This is a genomic window from Rhizobium ruizarguesonis (genome assembly GCF_012349115.1).
In the GTDB taxonomy this organism is placed as follows: domain Bacteria; phylum Pseudomonadota; class Alphaproteobacteria; order Rhizobiales; family Rhizobiaceae; genus Rhizobium; species Rhizobium ruizarguesonis.
Map to the genome: position 1 here is coordinate 49079 of NZ_PQIG01000092.1, position 18200 is coordinate 67278.

Annotated in this window: 13 protein-coding genes and 6 pseudogenes; 4 read left to right on the forward strand and 15 right to left on the reverse strand. The window is 60.1% G+C overall.

The features are described from left to right. Nucleotides 1-70 precede the first annotated feature (70 nt). The 4 genes and pseudogenes from C3Y91_RS23775 to C3Y91_RS23790 form a co-directional block, all read right to left on the reverse strand. A pseudogene (locus C3Y91_RS23775) lies at nt 71-862 on the reverse strand (LysR family substrate-binding domain-containing protein); the annotation flags it as partial. 485 nt (nt 863-1347) lie between these two features. Beyond that, a complete protein-coding gene (locus C3Y91_RS23780; RefSeq protein WP_130657856.1) occupies nt 1348-1914 on the reverse strand; it encodes a hypothetical protein in 567 nt (188 codons plus the stop codon). Continuing rightward, complete coding sequence (locus tag C3Y91_RS23785) at nt 1911-3089, reverse strand: AAA family ATPase (RefSeq protein ID WP_245483700.1); 1179 nt, start codon at nt 3087-3089, stop codon at nt 1911-1913. Before C3Y91_RS23785 ends, C3Y91_RS23780 begins: the two co-directional genes overlap by 4 nt. A gap of 336 nt (nt 3090-3425) precedes the next feature. Then, on the reverse strand, nt 3426-3866 hold the full coding sequence (locus C3Y91_RS23790) for a lipid-binding SYLF domain-containing protein (RefSeq protein WP_130657974.1): 441 nt from the start codon (nt 3864-3866) through the stop codon (nt 3426-3428). 270 nt (nt 3867-4136) lie between these two features. On the opposite strand from C3Y91_RS23790, the pseudogene C3Y91_RS23795 reads away from it, so the two are divergent. Next, nucleotides 4137-4217: pseudogene (locus C3Y91_RS23795) on the forward strand (type II toxin-antitoxin system VapB family antitoxin); the annotation flags it as partial. 305 nt (nt 4218-4522) lie between these two features. Here the strand turns inward: C3Y91_RS23795 and C3Y91_RS23800 are convergent. The 3 genes and pseudogenes from C3Y91_RS23800 to C3Y91_RS23810 form a co-directional block, all read right to left on the reverse strand. Then, nucleotides 4523-4927 (reverse strand): PIN domain-containing protein, encoded by a 405-nt coding sequence (locus tag C3Y91_RS23800; RefSeq protein WP_168575858.1) that lies wholly within the window; start codon nt 4925-4927, stop codon nt 4523-4525. Continuing rightward, nucleotides 4924-5157 (reverse strand): AbrB/MazE/SpoVT family DNA-binding domain-containing protein, encoded by a 234-nt coding sequence (locus tag C3Y91_RS23805; RefSeq protein ID WP_168575859.1) that lies wholly within the window; start codon nt 5155-5157, stop codon nt 4924-4926. Before C3Y91_RS23805 ends, C3Y91_RS23800 begins: the two co-directional genes overlap by 4 nt. Nucleotides 5158-5204: 47 nt before the next feature. Beyond that, nucleotides 5205-5360 (reverse strand): annotated as a pseudogene (locus C3Y91_RS23810) (helix-turn-helix domain-containing protein); the annotation flags it as partial. Nucleotides 5361-5754: 394 nt separating this feature from the next. On the opposite strand from C3Y91_RS23810, the gene C3Y91_RS23815 reads away from it, so the two are divergent. Both C3Y91_RS23815 and C3Y91_RS23820 read left to right on the forward strand, forming a co-directional pair. After that, complete coding sequence (locus C3Y91_RS23815) at nt 5755-6939, forward strand: MFS transporter (protein WP_168575860.1); 1185 nt, start codon at nt 5755-5757, stop codon at nt 6937-6939. Nucleotides 6940-7039: 100 nt separating this feature from the next. Then, nucleotides 7040-7228 (forward strand): annotated as a pseudogene (locus C3Y91_RS23820) (fumarylacetoacetate hydrolase family protein); the annotation flags it as partial. A 66-nt stretch (nt 7229-7294) separates the two neighbouring features. On the opposite strand, the gene C3Y91_RS23825 reads toward C3Y91_RS23820, so the two are convergent. The 8 genes and pseudogenes from C3Y91_RS23825 to C3Y91_RS38055 all read right to left on the reverse strand — a co-directional run. Continuing rightward, nucleotides 7295-9559: a glycoside hydrolase family 95 protein gene (locus C3Y91_RS23825; protein ID WP_168575861.1), complete on the reverse strand. Its 2265-nt coding sequence runs from the start codon at nt 9557-9559 to the stop codon at nt 7295-7297. Nucleotides 9560-9561: 2 nt separating this feature from the next. Further along, the gene (locus tag C3Y91_RS23830) at nt 9562-10659 is read right to left on the reverse strand and encodes an ABC transporter ATP-binding protein (protein WP_168575862.1); all 1098 of its coding nucleotides are present in this window, start codon (nt 10657-10659) and stop codon (nt 9562-9564) included. A 36-nt stretch (nt 10660-10695) separates the two neighbouring features. After that, nucleotides 10696-11730, reverse strand: a complete 1035-nt coding sequence (locus C3Y91_RS23835; protein ID WP_130657864.1) for a LacI family DNA-binding transcriptional regulator — start codon at nt 11728-11730, stop codon at nt 10696-10698. Between the two features lie 140 nt (nt 11731-11870). Further along, complete coding sequence (locus C3Y91_RS23840) at nt 11871-13922, reverse strand: alpha-L-fucosidase (protein ID WP_168575863.1); 2052 nt, start codon at nt 13920-13922, stop codon at nt 11871-11873. A 4-nt stretch (nt 13923-13926) separates the two neighbouring features. After that, nucleotides 13927-14748 (reverse strand): carbohydrate ABC transporter permease, encoded by an 822-nt coding sequence (locus C3Y91_RS23845; RefSeq protein ID WP_130704740.1) that lies wholly within the window; start codon nt 14746-14748, stop codon nt 13927-13929. Continuing rightward, on the reverse strand, nt 14745-15704 hold the full coding sequence (locus C3Y91_RS23850) for a carbohydrate ABC transporter permease (protein ID WP_130666446.1): 960 nt from the start codon (nt 15702-15704) through the stop codon (nt 14745-14747). The genes C3Y91_RS23845 and C3Y91_RS23850 overlap by 4 nt, the downstream gene beginning before the upstream one ends. After that, complete coding sequence (locus C3Y91_RS23855; RefSeq protein WP_024323923.1) at nt 15704-17011, reverse strand: ABC transporter substrate-binding protein; 1308 nt, start codon at nt 17009-17011, stop codon at nt 15704-15706. The genes C3Y91_RS23850 and C3Y91_RS23855 overlap by 1 nt, the downstream gene beginning before the upstream one ends. Before the next feature lie 278 nt (nt 17012-17289). Continuing rightward, nucleotides 17290-17428, reverse strand: a pseudogene (locus tag C3Y91_RS38055) (Asp-tRNA(Asn)/Glu-tRNA(Gln) amidotransferase subunit GatC); the annotation flags it as partial. 347 nt (nt 17429-17775) lie between these two features. Here C3Y91_RS38055 and C3Y91_RS38065 point away from each other — a divergent pair. Beyond that, nucleotides 17776-17968: pseudogene (locus C3Y91_RS38065) on the forward strand (integrase); the annotation flags it as partial. Nucleotides 17969-18200: the final 232 nt, after the last annotated feature.

Below are 18200 nucleotides of genomic sequence, written 5' to 3' on the forward strand. Positions count from 1 at the left end.
AGCGGAACCCGGGACCGACTGCCCCCGGCAAGCCGTTCCGCTTTGGGTGTACCCGTGGGCGCCCCTCGCCTCACTTGCCCGGCCGTCCCAATGACCGCGCGATATCGACGATGTCATCGCGCGAGGCGGTTGGATCCTCCTTGTTCCAGGCGACACCGAGCCCGATCCGGAAGTCGATGCCTCTCACCGCCTTCAGCTCGAAGGCCCGGTTCGGCAGGCCCTCGGTCCATTCCGGCGCAAAGCCGATGCCAAGGCCGGCCGAGACCAGCGACACCAGCGAATAGGTGTCGTCGCAGCTATAAGCGATGTTGCGGGTCAGGTCGTATTCTTCGAACTTCTCGTTGAAGTACCGCTCTGTGTAGGAGAGGTTCTTGCGATTGAAGGCGATGATCCTTTCCGAGCGTAGATCGTCGATGGCAATCTCCGCCTGCTCCGCCAGCCGGTTGCTGCGGGCCACCGCCAGGAGATATCGCTCATGAGCGATCGAGGCGAAGCGCAGCGAGCCGATGTTTTCCACCGGTCTGATGAAGCCGAGATTGATCTGGCCGTTTTCCAGGCCGCGGATGATGTCGCCGGTATTGCCGCTTGATATATGGATGCGGATATCCGGGTACTTGCGGGCGATCTTTGCCAGAAACGCCGGCAGCACGCCGGTGGTGGCCGGATAGACGGTGCCGATCCTGATCTGCCGGATCGTCTTGCCGGCCACCGCCCTGGTGATCTCGGCGGAAAGATCGACCTCGCTCAGGATCCCGACGCAGCGTTCGTGGAAGATCTCCCCTGCCCTGGTCAGTTCCACCCGCCTGGTCGAGCGGATGAACAGCGGACAACCGAGCTCCCGCTCCAGCGCCTGCACATGATGGCCGGCCGAAGAGAACCCGACCTAGCGATACTGGTAAGAATAGCGTCCTCGCTGGGCACAACACCAAATTGGCTGCTGGGCGTCGCAGGACACGCAGACGCCGTTGCTGAAACGACAGATCTCCTGGAACGCTTTGCAAATGCCGCGAACGGCATGACGCTCGAAGAACTACAGCTATGTATCATACTTGCGGGAGCGATCGTCGCAGCAAAAACACGGCGTTAATATCTCAGATGAACATGCCCTTGGTCGTCGGCGAAACCCAACCTAGCCGCCTTGAAGGGGATCTGAACCGCCGCCCCTGTTGGAAAATGCGCACTCATATAAATTCGCAACCCGCACAACAGCTTGAGGATGAATGACCTATTAGGGGCCGATTCCGGAACGTCCGGTTCGGGAACTGCATTTGGTGAAGCTGCCATTGACAACCGTTGACCGCTGCCGGCGACCATACAGCGTGCGGCAGTCGCGCGTAACCCCGATCGCTAGAGCACCCCGATACAGCGGAGCAGGGCCTGCAGTTCGGCCTCGACACCTGCCGCCCGCAGGACGGCATCCCGATCAATCCGGCGCGCCAGATTGGCGCGCGTCATGGGTTTTTTGTATTCCGGCCATTCCTTTTCGAGCGCTTTAATCGCCCCCGGTGTATCGGGCGGGCGGTTGGCCGCCTTGCCCTCCAGATGGCGCAGCAATACCGCCTCGAAACAGGGCCGTTGCCAGAGGATCGTGATCCCGTTGTCGGCCGCGAGCTTGCGCGTTCGGTCGGCGCGCCGCGGATCGCGCTCGGCCTGGTCAAAATCTAAAAGCGCGAAACGTTCCGCGGGCGCACTGCGTTTCCTCTGGAGCAGCTTCAGGCGATGCACCGCCATTTCGATACGCGACAGCGGATCGCCGGTCCCTGGTCCCAATTCATCAACGTGCAGGTGCACTGGCAAATTGGCATCGCGGATCAGGTCTTGCAGAAAACCGGCATAACCAACTTCTGATGCGCCCTCGCAGCCGATATATACCGGACGACGAAGCTCGATATGTGGCGGGCGACGACGGCTCATCCGAGGTGTGGAACCCCGCCGTAGGCACCGCTCAGATACTTGCGGTAGTGGTTCTCGTCGCGGCGCACCTTCACGTCCATGAGGCTGTAAAGATGGCTGCGGCCCTGCCGGTCCTTCTCGCAGATCACGATTTCCTCCTTGTTGAGGTCATCGAGCAGCGAGGCCGAATGGCTGGAAAGCCAGAGCTGTGCGTTGAACTTATTGCGCCCCGAAGCCGCATAGAACCAGCGCACCAGTTCAGGCAGCATGTTCGGGTGAATGGCCGCGTCCATTTCGTCGATCGCGGCGATACCACCCATATCAAGCGCGCTCATGATGAACGGGAACATCTTGATAAAGGCCCGCGTTCCGTGACTTTCCATCAGCCAAGGCATCTCGACCGCAAGCCCCGCGTGCTTGAACAGCAGCAGCGGCCCGTTGTCTGTGTGCTGAAAGCGCATGCCTTCCACGCCCACGTCGATACGGCTTAGCTCATCCCTCAGTCGCGAGACGACGTTGGGCTGGTTCTTGAGATAGTCGATCACGTCGCGATCGACGAAGGAGTGCACAGGCTCAATCTGGAAGAAGGCCTTGCGCGCCGTATCCACGAGAAGCTGCGCGGTCGGGTGCTGGAATTTCGCGAACGACGATAGCACCGTATGATTGCCGGCGAGCGTCTTCACGAGGTGCTGGAAGCCCGAGAGGCTGAAGGTCTTAGAGTCCTTCACCTTGCCTTCGGCATTGCGCTCATAGACGCGCTGCCATTTCCCTTGGCCGTTCGGCTTCTGGCGCAGCGCCTCGGAGCCGATCCGCACCGCGAGCCCTTCCTTGAGTTCGATTTCCAGTTCGTAGCGGTAAGTGCCTTGCTCGACCTTTTCGCCGCTCATGGCGCGCTGAAAGACTTCCGGCGTCAGGTTCATGATGCCGCCCAGCTCGATCGCGAAGCGGATCGGCCGATAGGCGGATTCCACGTCGTTGAAACGCTCGATGCCAGCGAAGCCTGGCACCGTCCGCGCTACGCTGTCGCGGATCATCGTCGCGACGAATTCGAGCGCGCGCAGCACCGTGGTTTTGCCGGAGGCGTTCGCGCCATAGAGCGCAACGACCTTCGGCGCGCGCACGTCCGCGCCCTCGAAGATAGGGGCATAACGGCCTTCCGGATCAGGCACTTTTCCATCCACGGTGAGGTCGAGCACCTGTGGATCGCGAATGGAGAAGAAGTTTTCGACCTCTAGCTTATAGAGCATGGCGTACCTCGCTTAGGTCTGAAATAGCATATTTAACGAGATTCCGTCAATAACTCGATTACAGGATGCCCCGTGATCGCCGAGGGATTCGCATCGGCTGGCCACGTAAAAATCGGAGGTTGGTTCTCGAAATGACCAAAAGGAACCGCGAAGCCGCCTTTGAGCGCAAACGGCATTTGGCATGGTCCTATGTGCCGGAACGCTTCCTATGTGGTACCGCTGAAAGCCGACCTTTGTATCAGCGTAGTGGGCCGACTGAAGGGACGACGAACGCAGCGACGGCCCTTACTTCACCGTGATGGCAATGCCGCTGAGATCGGCGTTGACTTGCAGGCCTACCTGCTTGCCTGAGAGCTCGAGTTGAGCGCCCTTATCATTGGTCATGACGATCACCTGGGCCCCTTTGCCGACCGCGCCGCCACCGCCCGCCGCACCGTAGACCCCCGTCACATCTCGGGCGCGGCGAATGTGGCGAACGGCACCATGGAAATAGGTCTTAGAAGCCCCGAAAGCGAGGCCGCCCGAGATGCCGCCGACAGAGATGGGATAGTGGCGACCATGGAAGGTCAGCGTGCCCTCGCCTCCAGAACCACCTACAAAGAAAGCGGCCTTGTAGACTGAGAAGCTGATCGTACCGCTGTCGGCATGCGCGGAGCCGGCGAAGCTGATTCCTGCTGCAGCGACAACCGCAACCGCGACTGAACGAAATCCCGATGAAATCTTCATGAAGCGAGTCTCCTCAAAATCGAGGCTTACCCAGCCAGGAGGGAACATAAGCGTCATGCCAAAGTCACTGCTGAAACAGTCTCGCCCGTCATTAGTTCCAAACACGCGGCCAGAATCCGGCTGCGAGAAGGCCGTCACAAAACGAGGCGGATGAGCAGGGCCGGTGGCAGCCAACGCCCGGCTGACTCGGGATTGCCGCACGAAATTTAGAGCCACGAAAGTGAGGGATGCGCAAAGGTACAAACATTTGACAACCGACAACCTTTGACGGTACGCGTCGAGTCGGGAAAACGCCTCCTTGCGCTAGGAGGAACCATGCCCGATGCGGAGGCAGCTCCGCGCCGCCGGAGCACTGATGGTTATCGCGGAGAAAACGATCAATGTGTACATCATTCCTCGGCAGGAAGGCGCCCTCAATTAAATAGTAATACGGCCGGAGCCGGGATTGACAAGATGTTGCAGAGGTAATCACGAGGCTCAATAAAGTTGAGGAGTTGGTTTCGGAACGGCCGCCGTCGCTGCAAACGCAAAACGAGGAGTCGTTTTCGACCACTATTGCCCGCCTTTGATGATATTCGAACCATCAATCCGTTCTTGAAAGTTCAGGGCCGGCCAAGATGCCAAGGCTGTGATCTTGCCCCTCCCCTGCGGTGAAATCACTGAGCCGGTGAGATCAGCACGACAGTTGGGAAGTATGACCGGTATCGACCAACGTCTCGCGTTAACAGCGGAAGTTGCTGAACCGCGGCATGCGCGCCGATGAAGAAATCCGGCAAGACACCCGTTCGAGACCCACCGGCCCGGCGGTACCGCGTGAAGGCCTTTCCGGCAAGAAACAGCGCCGCCCGCGGAAACGGCGCGACGACCAGTCCCGCCTCGTCGATGAACGCGTCCAGTTCCTCGATGCGCTCATAGCGGACCGCAAGTTCGGCATAAACGACATCGTTAATCAGCAGCGGGCCGGCCAGATTGGCCGCTTCGGGTTGCTCAATCGACCAGTCAGCCCAAGTTCCGTCATTGGTCACGAGATCGAGCAGGACATTCGTCTCGATGAGCGTCACACGTCACCACGGGTGAGCGCCATGATCGCGTCGGTGTTGAGACCCTGTCCGGCGTGTCCCCGAAGCTTTTGAAAGCGGCTGGCGGGCTGCTTCCTGTCGGCTCTTGTCAGTATCACACTACCATCTGCAGTCCGATGAAAATCGACCTCGCTTCCGGGAACGATCCCGAGCAATTCTCGAACCGCTTTAGGGATGGTGACCTGCCCTTTCGCTGTGACTGTCGTGGTCATGCCAAAACCTCGTAATACCGCTTTGATATTAGGTATTACTACCGGGGCTTGATCTCACGAAAGATCGACGAGCGATGCCGCCCGAGTTTCTCGGCGATAATTTCGACGCTGATGCCGGCCGGCCGCCAGCGAGGGATATTGCAGCGGTCATCCGGGTCGATATGAGAGTAGGTGTGTCTCGTTGCGCTTTCCTTGCGAGCAATAACCCATTGGCATCTTTCGCAAGTCCACTTCAAACCCGAACCCATCCGGCTACATGATTGTGTGGCATATATCTTATGTTCCCCCGTGCGAGGATACCGAAAGCTCTCGGACACGCACCATGTCATGATGTCAGCGTGAAGCGATCCGTCGTCAAGCTAGACGGAACTGTATCTGGCGGAGAAGGGAAGCTCGCGTTCCAATCGCGGTGGCGAGCTTGCAAGCTTGATCAAACGGCACGCGCACGTCACCGCGGCTAGGCCAATCGCGCCGGCCCCCAAGATCACCTTCTTCGACGCATTACCTCAGAAACAAGTTTCGATCTTTGGCCTCGTGAGATAGACATTACAGGTCCATACGCGCGTGCTTCGACGCGTCAATCCCCGGAGTTGCCTCATGAAAATCGCGCCGCAGCAGCGGATCTATGTCTGCTTCTTCCTCTTCGCTGTGTCGCTCGGGGCGCTGCTGTCGAGGATGCCGGATTTGCAGGTTGCGCTTGGCGTCAACAAGTCCGAGCTTGGGTTGACACTGATAGGGGCTGCGATCGGCGCCTTGATTTCATTGACTTTATCTTCGCCCTTAATCGCCCGGCTCGGCGCGCGTACGACGGCATTCATTACTGTTCTCGGCACGTCTGCGCTGCTGTCGCTGGTGCCGTGGATCGGTGCGGCGCCGGTCGTGTTCTGTGTGCTCTTCGTCGAGGGGCTGCTCGCCGGGGCGCTGGAGATCAATCTCAATGTTGAGATCGACCGCATCGAAGCGCAGCTAGGACGCGGCGTGATGAATAGGGCACATGGTTTCTGGAGCCTCGGCTTCTTCGCCACAGCACTTGTCTCATCGGTTGTCCGCCAAGCGGGCATTTCGATGCAACTCCATCTCGCCGTGACCTTTGTCGCGGTTCTTGTCATCGGCATCTGGGCGATTTCCGGCATGCGGAATGCTCCGGCGCGGATCGCGTTGCATGAAGGCAAGGCACCGCTGGTAGCGCTTCCCACCTGGGGCCTAATGCCGCTCTGCGTGATCGGCATCGCGGCCTTTCTGGTCGAAGGTGCCGGGATCGACTGGTCGGCGATCTATATGCGCGATGTGTTTTCGGTCGAGCCCTTCCTTGGCGGAATGGGATTGACGCTCTTTACCTTCTGCATGGCGCTGGCGCGCCTGTTCGTCGATCCGCTGGTCGATCGGTTTGGCGCGCGGGCCGTCGCCACGATGTTGCTTGTTCTTTCGGCGATCGGCATCTGCGCCGTGTCGGGGGCGCCGCATCCCTTTGTCGCGCTGGCAGGCTTTGCCTTGATGGGCGCCGGCTGCAGCGCGGTCTATCCTCTCGCTGTCTCGGCGGCGGCCCAACGCACAGATCGCGCGGCGTATCTCAACGTCGCTGCCCTCGGTCAGATGAGCTTTGTCGTCTTTTTCCTGGCGCCGCCCCTGCTCGGTTTCATTGCCGAACATGCTGGCATCCGGACATCCTATCTCGTCTGTCTTCCGCTGATCATTTACGCGCTCTTTTCGACCAAGGCGCTTGCTACGCGCCGGGCTGCCGGCGGAAGTTGCGCTGCGACTGCTCGGAGCGTCAACGGCTAACGGATTGCGCAGCCAGTTTCCGGGCGCGCGATTGGTTCAGCGAAAAGCCCGAACGAGCACTTGGTAGCGGCGTGCTCTCTCTCCCTAAGCAACACGGCTGGCGGGCTTGCAGCCCGATTTCCCGGCCTCGGAGATCTGCTGCGAAATGCCTGTGCCCGCTCCGGAAAAGATCATCTGCGTCGGCGTGAACTTCCCCGACCGCAACGAAGAATACAAGGATGGGCAGGCAGCCCCTTCCAATTCCTCCCTGTTCATCCGCTTCCCGCACTCGTTTACCGGTCACGGACGCGCTTCTGTCCCTCAGATATCCGCACAGGACGATGGCTGACGCCTATGCCGTGCAGTCGGCTGGAGGCTATCTGCTACCCGTCTTTCGCTTGGAAAACCCATCGATGGCGTCGAGCACAAGACGTTCACCGGCTCCCAGATCGACGTTCCATGTCCTTTGACCGAAACGAAGCTTCGCGATTGCAGCCCGAACTGCCGACAGCGTGACCATCGTCGGCATGCCGTTGCGCCAGTCAATATCCAGCAGCAGTCCACCGCGAACACGCAGACCGCGCAAAGACCCCGCCTGCCACGCGTCGGGTAACGCCGGCAGGAGATGAATTTCCCTCGGAGACGACTGAACCAGCATCTCCAGTATGCCGGCCGCGCCACCGAAATTCCCATCGATCTGGAACGGGGGATGGGCGTCGAACATGTTGCTATAGGTCCGCTCGGGGGTAAGAAGAAGCTTCAGCACGTCAAAAGCATGATTGCCGTCTCGAAGCCGTGCCCACAGGTTAATGCGCCAGCCGATCCCCCATCCCGTCGCGTCGTCGCCGCGGATTTCGAGGGAGCGGCGAGCGGCGGCGGCAAGCTCCGGCGTGTCCTCCATATTGATCTGCCAGCTCGGATAGAGACCGTAGAGATGCGAGACGTGGCGGTGATGGATTTCGGGCGCCTGCATATCCCAATCTTCCAGCCATTCTTGCAACTGGCCAGCAGAGCCGATCCTGTCTGGCGGAATTCGAAGCAGGACGCGATCGACGTCCGCGACGAGATCGTCTTCGCCGGCCATGGAGGCTGCAAGGGGACGAAGCAGCCCCAGAAAGTCCCGGATGAGCTGGCGGTCCATTGCCGGACCGGCGCAGATCGACGCGTCGTGCGGATGGACGTTTTCGGGAGACAGAGAAGGGTTCGTCACCAGATAGTCCGTACCTGGAAGCGGAACCAGGACATCGAAGAGGAATTGCGCGGCCCCTTTCGCAACAGGAAACAGCCTACGCCGCATCGCCTCCGGGTCATCGAGGTAGTTGCACAGATCAAGCAGTTGCGCCGTCAGCCAGACGCCGCCTGTCGGCCAGAGGCCCCATTTGGCGCCGTCGATCGGTCCCGCGGCTCGCCAAAGGTCGGTGTTATGGTGCATCACCCAACCACGAGCGCGATAATGCCTGTGGGCGACCACGCTGCCCGGCTCGGCTAGCTCCTCCACCATCGCGACAAGCGGCTGAATACACTCGGCCAGATTGGCGGGCGCCGGCAACCAGTAGTTCATTTGGAGATTGATGTTGGCGGTATATTTGCTGCCCCAGGGCGGATCGGTTTCTGCATTCCAGATGCCCTGGAGATTGGCGGGCTGGGTACCGGGACGCGACGAGGCAATCATCAGATAGCGGGCGAACTGCACATAAAGCGCAGCCAATGCGGGATCCTTGCCGCTGGCGAAGTCAGCGATGCGGCGATCGGTCGGCAGGGATGCCGCCGCAGTCGAGCCGAGATCGATGGCGAAGGCACGGAATAGTCTTTGATGTTCTTTGATATGATCGCGACGCATCGGCGCGAAACCACGGTGATGGGCCTGCCCAAGCCTCGCGGCGATGTCAGCATCGGGAGTTCCCGACACGTCGTCATACCGCTTGAGGCTTGTTGCGGCATCGAGGAGGAGCAGCACCTCGTCGGCTGCTTCGACCAACAGTGCTTCGGCCGACCTGCCGACCACTCCGCCGATGTTGATGAGCCTAATGCCGAAGGCGAAGTGCAGCGCAGCGGCAATGCCGGACTCCGGTTTTCCGGTCCCGGAAAAAATCAGTGAACCCTCGCTGCCACTCACCTCCCCGCGCTGAGGGCTGTTCAGCCATATTCGGCAATTGATCGCAGCCTTCCGGTTGGCCGAGAGCCGCAAAACCAGCACGCCGTCGACCGGTGATATGAAGGCTTCGCGCAGAAAGGCGACGCCGTCCGCAACATAGGACACGGTCGCCGTTGCGGTTTCGAGATCGAGCGCGCGGCGATAGTGCGAGACGCCTTTGGCGTGAGCAAATTCAATGTGGAGATCGCCGACCGGCTGGTAGGACATCTGCTTGATCGGCTGGGCCATCAGGTATCTTTCGGCCATCGCCTCGGCTTCCGCGTAACGGCCGTCGAAGACCAGCTGCCGGACCGTTTCCAGATGTCTGAAAGCATCCGGATTGACCGGCTGATAAGGGCCGCCGGCCCAGAAGGTGGATTCATTGATCTGCAGCCGCTCGCAAAGCGGGTCGCCGAAAACCATCGCCCCGAGCCGACCATTGCCGAGCGGCAATGCATCCGTCCACAGCCGGGCCGGAGCATCGTACCAGAGAAGATTGTCTGCCATGGTCACGCCGCCGAAATGCCGTTTGCCCGCCGGGCTTCGCGAATTCGCTGGCCGTCTGCGCCGAAGAGCAGCGCTCTGCTTGCAGGAAAACCGGCTGTGACGGTGTCTCCAGGGCGACGGGCCGTCTCGGAGCGATCCTCGACGATCACCGGTTGCCCCGAATTCGCCGTGCCGTAAATGAAGCGAGTTCCGCCGAGGTTCTCAACCACATCAACCTTAAGATCGATCGCGCCACCGGCGTCGTCACGTCCGACGAAATGTTCCGGCCGAATACCGAGTTTGATCGGAATGTCGCCCGCCGCATGCACGGGACCAAGCCAGAAGACCGCACCGCATTCGAGCCTGACCAGGCCATCAGCTCCGAGCGTTCCATCCAGGAAATTCATCCGCGGCGAGCCGATGAAACCGGCAACGAAGAGATTGTCCGGATCTGCATAAAGCGTGTCTGGAGTGCCTATCTGCTCGATCTTGCCCGCTCGCATCACGACAATCTTGTCGGCAAGCGTCATCGCTTCCGTCTGATCGTGGGTGACATAGATCATCGTTGCGCCGATGCGGCGATGCAGCTTGGCAATCTCCACGCGCATAGAGACCCTGAGCTCTGCGTCAAGGTTCGACAACGGCTCATCGAACAGGAAGACGGCCGGGTTGCGCACGATCGCGCGGCCAATGGCGACACGCTGGCGCTGGCCGCCCGAAAGTTGCGCGGGCTTGCGCTTCATCAGCGGCTCAATCTGCAGCGTCGTCGCGGCGGCAGCGACATTGCGCTCGATCTCGGCCTTGCCCATGCCAGCCATACGCAGCGAGAAGCCGATATTCTGCTCGACGGTCATGTGCGGATAGAGGGCGTAGTTCTGGAAGACCATCGCAACGCCGCGCTCGATCGGGTCAGCGTCGTTCATGCGCCGGCCGTCGATCTGCAGTTCTCCAGCGGTGATCTTTTCGAGACCGGCGATCATCCGCAGCAAGGTGGATTTCCCGCAGCCGGAGGGACCGACGAAGACCGTGAAGGAGCCGTCCTCGATGCTCAGATTGAGGTTGCCGATCGCCTGGAAGCTTCCGTAGGACTTGTCTATATGCTGCAATTCTACGCTGGCCAAAGCTTCCTCCCTTTAATCCTTTGGCGGACAGACGCGTCAGTTGATCCGCCGCGTCGAGCCTCGCAGGATGATATCGCATTCGAGAATGACGCTGCGCGTCGCGTCGCCAGACGGTTCTGTCAGGCGTTCCACGAGAATGTCAGTGATCGTTTCGGCAATGCTTGCCACCGGCTGGGCAACGGCGGTGATGCCGGCTTCATAGAGGCGGAAGATGGCCACGTCGTCGAAGCTTGCAAGCGAGATATCCTCGGGCACATGCCGGCCGTTTTCCTTCAGCCAGCTGAGCGCCCCGACTGCCATGCCGTAATTGGCGGAAAAGATTGCAGTCGGCGGGGTTTCGAGTGACATCAGCCGCTTGGTGGCCTCGTAACCTCCGTCCATGCGCCAGTTGCCGCGGGCAGCAAGGGCCGGATCGATTGTTATATCTCTGTCACGTAGCGCCTGCTCGTAGCCAGCAAGCCGCTCTATACCCGAAGAGTTGCGCGGGTCGCCGGTCAGGATGCCGATGCGGCTATGGCCGAGGTCGATCAGGTGGCTGACGATGCGATGGCTTGCGCGCTGGTTCTCGACCATCACCCGGTCGGCGGCCAGGCCGCGGACGTCATTGTTGTAGAAGATGATCGGAATGTCGTGCTTGATCAGGTCGTCGACGCGATCATAAACCTCCGCGGTACCATCCATGACCAGCGCATCGACACGCTGCGCCGCGAAGAAATCCAGCGCCTCGGCAACCACGCGAGGATCTCCGCCGTGGCAGTAGGTCAAAAGTGCGCGTCCGGTCTGGCGCACCGAATGGGCAAGGTGCTCGAGCATACGCGCGTGGAATTCGTCGAAAGTCGGTACCAGGAAGCCGATCATATGTGTGAGGTCGGTGCGGATCGAGGCGGCAGCGGCATTGCGCCGATAGCCGAGATCCTGGATCGCCCGCTCGATCTGCTCACGATTTGACCGCCGAATGGTCTGGCCGTTGATATATCGGGACACGGTGCCAACAGCGACGTTTGCCATCCTGGCAACATCGATAATCGTGGCTCCCCGCCTCCTTCCGGCCGTTTGGTCCGTCTGTCGCATGTCGAGTGGGCTCCTGCACGCATTTAGGGGGAATGGTGCCTGGTCAGGCACTTTTCCGTCGTATAGCCCAGCGCCCCGCTGCCCACCAGTAGCGCCGGCAGCAAGAGCAACGTCCAACGGTCCCATCACTTGCACCTGCATCAGGCGCCTTCGAAGACGACGGCGCTGTGGATGCGCAGGCGCGGTAGCGTGATGCTGATCGCTCCGTCGTCGCCGGCATTCCACGCCACATCCTCACCGGTCATCGCGTCAAAGACACGCTTCGGCTTTGCGGGAAGCCGGACGGTGGCCTTGACGGGGCCGATCGCCGGTATGTCCTCGATCATCTCCATGATACGGGTCGAGCCGTCATCACCGCGCACGTCCTTGCCCCGGATTTGCGGTGGGCCGTAAAGCAGGTGCAGGATATGGCGGTCGTGCTCGATCTGGCGCGTCAGCGTTGCCCGGCCGGAAGAGGGCAGGTCCGTGACCATGGCCGGATTGGGAACGAGACGGTCGAGGAGCCCGCGAACGACGTATTTGTAGAGCGGTTGACCCATCGCCCGGTAGAGCCGGAAGATGGGATAGGCAATATACGCTGCACCCTTGTTCACGGTCACGGCCGCGCCGAGCATATCGGCATCCGGATCGTCGGGCGCGTGCTGGTGCGAGCAGAAATGCTTGTAGGATCGGTTGAAGTAGGAGGGGAAAATCCCTGCCAATACCGTTGCACCGACGGAGCGAACCGTTTCGGCCTGCTCATAAAAGACAAAGGCCGTTTCCGGCATGGAGGGATCGAGATCCTTGCCGGCCTTCACATAGCTCGGCCTGAAAGCGACGGGGCCAGGACCCCTTTCGATACCGAAGTCGATTGCAAATCTGCCGTCTTCGTCGCGGCCCGAATGCCAGGAGGCGATGATCCTGCCGCCGCCGGTGAGGTAAGACTTCAGACGCGCGGCGAGCGCCGCGTCAACGGGGATCTCGTCCGGCAGGATCAGCAACCGATATTGCTCGAAGCGGCCGGATAGATCGAGCACGTCGAACGGACGTTTCAGCTCCTGCAGCACCTGGGCCGCGCCATCATCGCTCGGATGGTTGCGTGCACCTGTCGGGTTCATGTGTTCGGCCGAGAGGATGGCGATTTCGGAGACCTGCTTTGCGCCCTCGAGGAAGGGTTCGAGCTTCTCGACGCGATGATAGGCCGGAGCAATCGAGGCATAGGTATCGGGATTGATCGCCCCGTTCGGATGAAGCTGATCGCCGACCAGGCATTTGGAACCGAGCGCAATCATCTGGGCGCATTCATATTCCAACGCATCCGGATGCTTGAAACCGCCGAACTCGCCCCAGGAGGTGTGGAACTTGCCGGTATGGGCAAGGAAATCCATGCCGAGCGTTGCCGCATAACGGGCGCTGGATGGGAAGTGATCGTAGCCCCAGCCGCCGGTCGGCAGACTTTCGAGTTCGAGGTGAGAATAGGTCGCGAAGCGCTCCGGCCCGTGCTTGTGGATATGCCCGCAATTGTAGAACACCCTGAGGTTGGGGAATTCTTCGAACAGCGCCTCGCTGGTTTCGCGGCGAAACTGCTCGTTGACGGCTTCGTCGTTTTTCAGGCGGTCTGCCGGATTTTCCGGGTCGAGTCCATTGCACTGCATGCGCTCGATGCAGGCCGGGCAGACGCAATCAGGCGTCAGAATGATATCGAAGAACAGCCCCTGTGTCGGATAGCTTTCTGCGACTTCCCGTGCCTGATCGAGAATATAGTGCCGCAGGCCCGCATGGTTGAGGCAAAGCGTATGCCAGGCGGGGCTGAGCTGCTTGCCTGCCGAGGGATCGGCAGGACGGTCATGATGGTAGCGGTTCGAGGCGCTCATGGCGCGCCATTCCGGGTGCTCTCGCGCGGTCAGTTCGTCCCACTGCACGGAAATATAGATCGGGCTGTCGATATCGGCGGCAGCAAGCGCTTTCACCATGTCCCCGAGAAGATCCGGGCGGGCAAGCTGCGGATGCGGCTTGCCGACCTTGGTCGGATAGTAGGACCAGCCATGATGGCACTTGGCGAAGATGGTGATGGAATCGACATGCGCCGCCTTCAGCGTCGAGACGAAGGCGTCCGGATCGAAGTCTGCGCCAATGCCGGGGATATGTTCGGAGGTATGGAAATCGAGATGGATCTGGCGATAACGCAGCGGCTTATTGGTGATCTTGGGCATGGTCCTATTCCTTTGCGCCGGCGCGTGTCTGCGATCCGGCGGCGAACTGACGTTGGAAGACAAGGAAAACGAGCAGGGGAACGATAGTGGTGATGATGGCCGCCACCGATCTCAGATCCCAGTTGATTTCGTAACTGCCGGAAATACGGGCGAGCAACACGGGAAGAGGTACGTTGTTGCGCAGGAAAAGCATCGGCAGCAGCAGGGCATTCCATGTCCAAAGGAACTGCAGGATGCCAACGGCGAAGATTGGTGACAGGCTGTTCGGCAGCACCACGTGGCGGAAGGTCGCAAGCGGTCCGCAGCCATCGATCTTGGCGGCTTCGATGAGTTCACGCGGAAAATCCTCGAAGAAGTTTTTGACGAGGAAGATCGACCAGGCGAAGGACATCCCAACATAGGGAATGAGCACGGAAAGAATGTTGTCGATCAGCCCGAGATCGCGCCAAAGCGTGAAAAGCGGGATGATGACGACCTGCTGCGGCAGCACGAAGGCATTGATGATGATGATCAGCAGCACGCGGCGCAGGGGGAACGTCAGGAAGTGGAAAGCATAGGCCGCAGCCGGCGTCAGCAGCATCGTCAAAGCGGTTGCAATGCCCGCCAGCTTCATCGTCGCCCACATGGACTCTGCAAGGGGATATTTGTCCCAGACGCGGCGCCAGGCACTTAACGTCAAGTCAAAATGATCGAAGCGCCACCAGCCGAGCGAAACGCCTTCCGGTGGACGCAGCGATGTAACGACAATACCGATGATCGGGACGATCCAGATGAAGGCGACGATGCCGACGACGACGATAATCCAGCGGGGAGCCTTGCCGATCATTTTGCACCGGCCGTTCGCTGGACGATCGCGGGAATCGAGACAATGAGCACGGCAAGCAGCAAGATAACGGTTGCGGCCGCACCGTAGCCCAGTTTGAACTGAGTCATTGATTCCCGGTACATGAAATAACCGACGGTTTCGGTGGCGCGCACTGGCCCGCCACCGGTGAGGATGTAGATGATGTCGAAGGCGCGCAGCGCACCCAAAAGATTGATGAAGACCGCGACACGCACGCCCGGCATCGACAGCGGCATCATGATGTGGCGCATCGTCGAGAACGGCTTGGCGCCATCCATATAGGCTGCTTCGAGCACGGATTTCGGGATTGCCTGGATGGCGGCGAAGATCAGCATCAGCGGCAGGCCGACGCCGCTCCAGGACGCGGCAATGATCAGCGCCCAGAGCGCCGTACTGGCATCACCGAGCCATGCATGCGCAAAGCCGGAAAACCCGACAAGCTGGATCACCGAATTGAGCAGACCGCCGGCATCGGGTCTATAAATGCCAATCCACATGTAACCGGAAACGGCTTCCGAAATGCCGAAGGCGGCAAAGATCATCACCCGGAATGGCAGTGTCTGTTGCGGCGCGAACGCGCACAGCATTGCCAAAACCCAGCCGATCGCCACCGAAATCACCGTCGTGCCGATGGTAAAGATCAGCGTCGTCAGCAGCGTGTTGCGAAAGGCAGCGTCCGAAAACAGCCGCGCATAATTGCCGAAGCCGATAAAGGCCGGCTTTCTGAGCCCCTGGATATCCCAGAAGCTCAGCCGGATCGTCTCGGCCAGCGGATAGACCACGGCGATCGCAAACAGCAAGATGACCGGTGCAATCAGGATAAGCGCGGCGGGCGTGTCCCTGAGCAGACGCCGGCGACCTTCGATGCCAGCCGCCAGCGCAGAACCCTGCATCACGCCCGCCGCTTCCCGCACCGAGGAGGCGGAGGTACCAGCCATCAGTAGGAACCCTGGGCCTTGGTTTCGATGGAGCCAAGAACCGTGTCGATATTGGCCTCGGACGGATCCTGCAGGAATTTCTGCAACTGAACGCGATATTCGTCGACGAGATCGCCAGGCAACAGGTCGCCCAGCACGAATTGCAACTTCGAACTGGCGACCGCGGCCGTTGCCGTTTTCTGCGCCTCTCCATAAAGAGCGCTGTCGACCTGGCTGCTCGGCGATGCATAGCCGTTCTTGGCAAGCAGGTTGGCAGCCTCCGCACTGGTCCAGTAGTCGAGGAAAGCGTCCGCCGCCTTGGGATTGGCGCCGTTGCTCGTCACCAGGAACTCTTTGGCATCGACGCTCGAGGTGTCGTCGTGGCCCATGCCAAGCGATGGGAATTGGAAGAGATCGTAATCGGTGCCCTCGACGAGCTTGTAGTCATTCTTGGCCCGGTTGTTCATCCACATGCCGATCAGAAGATAGTTCTTCGCATTGGCCTGGAAAATCTGATCGGCCTCGCCGTCCCAGTCATTGGCGAGCATTGTATTCGTCGCGCCGCAGCAGCCGGCCGACAGCATCTCGGCATATTTGCTGAGCGCCGTCTTCACCGCCGGATCCGTCCATGGAATTTCGTGAGCCGCGAGCTTGGTAGCCGTCTCGACACCTGCGGTTCTCAGAAGCAGGTTTTCAAACCACTCTGCATGCGCCCAGTATTTTCCGGGAATTGCAACCGGCGCCGCGTAGCCTGCCTCGGTCAGCTTGCTAAACGTCGACAGGAACTCATCCCACGTCTTCGGCGGCGCCGTGATCCCCGCCTTGGCCAGATGCTCCTTCTTGTACCAGATGCCGGAACGGTCGCCGAATGTGTAGGTCAGCCCGTAGGCCGCGCCATTAATCGAACCCAGATCCTTCCATGACTGGCTGATGAGCTTGTCCCAGCCGAAGCTCTTCCACTGATCGTCGATCGGCCGCAGCATGCCGGCATCCGACAGTTCCTTGCGAAAGGCGGGCCAGGTGTTGATCAGAACGTCGACCACTTCACCTCCCAGCAGCGCGGTTCGGATGCCGCCACGCATATCGCCCTGCCCGGTGATGTTGACCTCGCGGATCCTCACACTGGGATATTTCTTCACAAACCCGTTCTGAATCGTCTTCATCATCTCAGCCTCGGAACCACCGATCCAGTTGAGAACGACAAGTTCGCCGCTCACGGCATCCTGCGCCCGGGCGCGGCCGGCCAACGCCGCCAATGCGGCACTTCCTGCCCCGGCGAGCAGAGTGCGGCGATGGATTTGAGGCATAAATCTGCTGCTGCTGGTCATCTCACGTCCTCCCAAACGATGACTGCTGCCCTCCGGCATGCAATTTAATTGAAACGTTATCATCTAATTTGCATGAGGCAAGTGCTTTCTGCCTTGCGTCGAAATGGGGATCGGCCCCTCCTCCCCCATGAGGACTTCGCTGCGATATCATCCCTGACAGGAAATCCCATATCCGCGCGGGAATGCACCCCGTTGCCACACCGGTCCCGGCGAACGCATAATTGATCAAAAAGTGGTGCCAACATCGCAGCTCTGCGGTCGGCACTTCGCCGGCAGTGGACGCCAAGTCGCAAAAGCTGCTCGATAAAGGTCAGAATTTCGTTCAGCTCGCCGCACGTTTTTTCAGCCTCGTCGTCACTGAGTGCGACGCGGGGCTACGCGCGCAATACGTCTAACGGTCGCGATATCTATCGACATAGTCTGCGTCCGATTTGATGGTTCCTTCGATTGCGCAACGATTTGCCGATCCATGCCTTCTGCCGCTGACGCTGACTGTCGCGGCCCCGTGTCCGGATTACCTGTTGACCAATAGAAGCGGGCCTCGTCACGGAGCAACTCAAGGGCGGCCATGGCTGCCCTATCGCTGATGGCTTGGCGCAACTCGGCGACAGAAGCGGCCGGGGCCTATGCATTCTCGCGGCTATCGTTCAGGGGCCGTGACCGACTGATGCTCAGCTACCTCCTGGTACGGATGTTCCCGGCCGTCATGGTAATCATTCCGCTCTTTGTGATGATGCGGACGTTGGCCCGATCTCAATGACACAAGGAGATGGGCCCGCCTGGTCAAGTCGGGGGCGCTTGCTGCCGCTGTTGGCGGCGATCTTGCCGAGAACGAACGCAGGGAGAAATTCCCGGGCCATTCGCTACGCGCCGGCCTTGCCCTCCTCGGCCGAGGTCGATGAGCGCTACGTCCAGAAGCGGCTTGGCCACGCCAGCGCGGAAATGCCCCACAAATAACAACGCCGGCGCGACTGCTTCCGGCAATCTCACTAAGCATCGGGTTTCGAAGAGGCTCCTCCCCTGCCCCGCGTGAAGGCGCAGGTCAAAAGTGGAGGCGGAGATTTCAGCTTAGGGCTTCAATTGAAATCGGGATGTGAAGCCACACAGTCAGCGATTGCCGTCCCAGACCGCATAAGCCTGAACATCGCCGCCCTCGACCATGAAAGGCTTGGGCTTTCGGCCCTTGCCG

Excerpts from the sequence above, each read along its gene's own strand:
- C3Y91_RS23805 (WP_168575859.1), bottom strand. The coding sequence starts at position 5,157 with ATGACCACGACAGTCACAGCGAAAGGGCAGGTCACCATCCCTAAAGCG.
- C3Y91_RS23850 (WP_130666446.1), bottom strand. The coding sequence starts at position 15,704 with ATGGCTGGTACCTCCGCCTCCTCGGTGCGGGAAGCGGCGGGCGTGATG.
- C3Y91_RS23790 (WP_130657974.1), bottom strand. The coding sequence starts at position 3,866 with ATGAAGATTTCATCGGGATTTCGTTCAGTCGCGGTTGCGGTTGTCGCT.
- C3Y91_RS23815 (WP_168575860.1), top strand. The coding sequence starts at position 5,755 with ATGAAAATCGCGCCGCAGCAGCGGATCTATGTCTGCTTCTTCCTCTTC.
- C3Y91_RS23825 (WP_168575861.1), bottom strand. The coding sequence starts at position 9,559 with ATGGCAGACAATCTTCTCTGGTACGATGCTCCGGCCCGGCTGTGGACG.
- C3Y91_RS23780 (WP_130657856.1), bottom strand. The coding sequence starts at position 1,914 with ATGAGCCGTCGTCGCCCGCCACATATCGAGCTTCGTCGTCCGGTATAT.
- C3Y91_RS23855 (WP_024323923.1), bottom strand. The coding sequence starts at position 17,011 with ATGACCAGCAGCAGCAGATTTATGCCTCAAATCCATCGCCGCACTCTG.
- C3Y91_RS23840 (WP_168575863.1), bottom strand. The coding sequence starts at position 13,922 with ATGCCCAAGATCACCAATAAGCCGCTGCGTTATCGCCAGATCCATCTC.
- C3Y91_RS23835 (WP_130657864.1), bottom strand. The coding sequence starts at position 11,730 with ATGCGACAGACGGACCAAACGGCCGGAAGGAGGCGGGGAGCCACGATT.
- C3Y91_RS23845 (WP_130704740.1), bottom strand. The coding sequence starts at position 14,748 with ATGATCGGCAAGGCTCCCCGCTGGATTATCGTCGTCGTCGGCATCGTC.